The following is a 2,048-nucleotide window of genomic DNA, read 5'->3' as shown; positions in this document are numbered from 1 at the left end:
GGGATGTACTGGGCATTGCACGCGTTGCCGGGATCATGGCAGCAAAAAAAACCAGCGATTTGATCCCGCTGTGCCATCCTTTAGCTTTGACACGGGTAGCCATAGAATTCACACCGGATGAGAAAAGCTCCTRCATCGCCTGTTCCGCAACAGTAGAAACCGTCGGCCCAACGGGCGTCGAAATGGAAGCATTGACTGCAGTGCAAATTTCGCTGTTGACCATCTATGACATGTGCAAGGCAGTAGATCGGAGCATGACCATCACCGATATACACGTGCTTGAAAAACACGGCGGCAAATCAGGCAGTTTCGTCCACGAACCCTTGTAGTACCGTCTTCATCTGGCCGCCGCTCCCGTCGAAGTAGCCTGTCCCGGTGCAAATTTGCTGTTTTGCCGCGTCCATTGTGCGTACTCCGTCGGGAAAGCGGCCCTGTAGCGCGCCAGCTGCTCGACAGCCACATCATCAGAGCCGAGCATCACTGCACTTTCGATGAGCTTTTCGATGACTCGCGGCTCCGGCGAGTAGTGCAGCAATGCGCTCGCGGTATTAAATGTCCACTGGGCGTTTGCAGGGGTCAGCGGGGTGAGAGAGATCTCGGCAAATCGCACTTGATCGGTGAATAGCCACGAGCCTTCAATTTTGGCAAGCGTGTCGCTGCGATAGCTGGCAGCTCGCTCATCTACAGGAAGATAGATCTGGCTGACGCGGCGGTAGTCCCATGCAGCATAGATAACAGCTATTGCAAGTACGCCCCCCAGCAGGGTCATGCCTACGGCTGATATACGGTCAATTAACAGTGATTTCGACGGGTTCGTCACAATCGGGACCGCATTCTCCCGCCTCCAGAGCATTGCGATGCAAAGGCAGAAGGCCATCTGAAATGGGCCATACCATAGTGGATATTCGAGCATGCTGTGGAGCAGAATCACTAGAAGGACTGTCCATGCGAGCTGACGCGTCGGTTGAGTCTCGCGCCATGGCGCACGCCGAAACACCCAGTATAGAAACGCGCCACAGGCAAATAGCGAAGCAGGCAGCCCTAGCTCTACGGCAAGTTGCAAGGGCAAATTGTGGGCGTTGTCGAGTATTTGGCAGAACCGCGGACCACTGTAGAGGGTAATGTAATGTGCGTAATCCAGCTCACCCCAGCCCCAGCCAAGCCATGGCTTTTGGGCAATAAGGCTCAACACATTTGACCAGAGCGTCAAGCGGCTAACGCAGAGTTCATCGCCAGCCAGAAACCGGGCTGCGGCACCATACAGCGACGGATCCAATCCAGAAAGCCATGGCAGGAGGAGTGTGCCGAGTGCATAGACAACGGCCGATACCCATAACAGCCGGCGAGCAGAAGACAGACGTGATGCCCCCCAATACCACCACAATCCGGCGACAAAAATCAACTGCACCATACCCGTACGGGAGGAGGAAGCAGCATTACCCAGCGCGAGCACACAAGCACACGCCACGAATGCAAATGCCCGCCCACCGCCCGCCCTCACAGTCGAACGCTTAGAGTCCTTCACCGCACACCAGATCACCGCAGCCAAGGCAATGTTGATAAGGGTGGCAAATTGATTGCGCTGGCGCAGATTTGCGAAGGCCTCACCCAAGCCTGCCTTGGCCACCCAGGGAGTGAGAGCATTCGCATGACCGGAATATTGCAACAACGCAAAAATACTGCTGATCGTTCCCGCCAAAATCCATGCCCAGGAAACCGGGGTGACCCAGTATCGGCTGAACGGGGCGCCGCTTGCCGCTTTGTCGATACTCGGCAAGATGGCTTGGAGAAGAATCAGGCCAACGACGGCGGCGAGACTTATCAATAACGGAACAACATTGGGCGATGGGCCGAAGGCGAATGGATTCAGCCAAGGCAACAAGACAAGCAAGGTGACCGGCACCGCCCAGGTATCAGCAGAAAATTTCATTCTTTGGATTGCATGTACACCGCGCGGAGATATCAACAATAAACCGGTGCTTAGCGATGCAGCAAGTGTATGGGCTTACGGCTCGCGCAGCTCCGCCGACCGGCCAGCTGTAGAGAGG

Annotated in this window: 2 protein-coding genes; one reads left to right on the top strand and one right to left on the bottom strand. The window is 55.6% G+C overall.

Features of this window, described 5'->3' with window-relative positions; all coding sequences use genetic code 11:
• Window positions 1-329 (top strand): cyclic pyranopterin monophosphate synthase MoaC (gene moaC / locus AC1DWI_RS20950; RefSeq protein WP_477725658.1); only part of this gene is annotated, 329 nt, incomplete at its 5' end.
• Window positions 330-337: 8 nt separating this feature from the next.
• On the opposite strand, the gene AC1DWI_RS20945 is transcribed toward moaC, so the two are convergent.
• On the bottom strand, window positions 338-1,930 hold the full coding sequence (locus tag AC1DWI_RS20945; protein WP_477670600.1) for a PglL family O-oligosaccharyltransferase: 1,593 nt from the start codon (window positions 1,928-1,930) through the stop codon (window positions 338-340).
• Between the last annotated feature and the right edge of the window lie 118 nt (window positions 1,931-2,048).

The sequence above is a fragment of the Polaromonas sp. P3_C2 genome, from assembly GCF_056402675.1.
The sequence above is the reverse complement of the archived record's forward strand: the minus strand, read 5'-3'. Positions and strand labels throughout refer to the sequence as shown.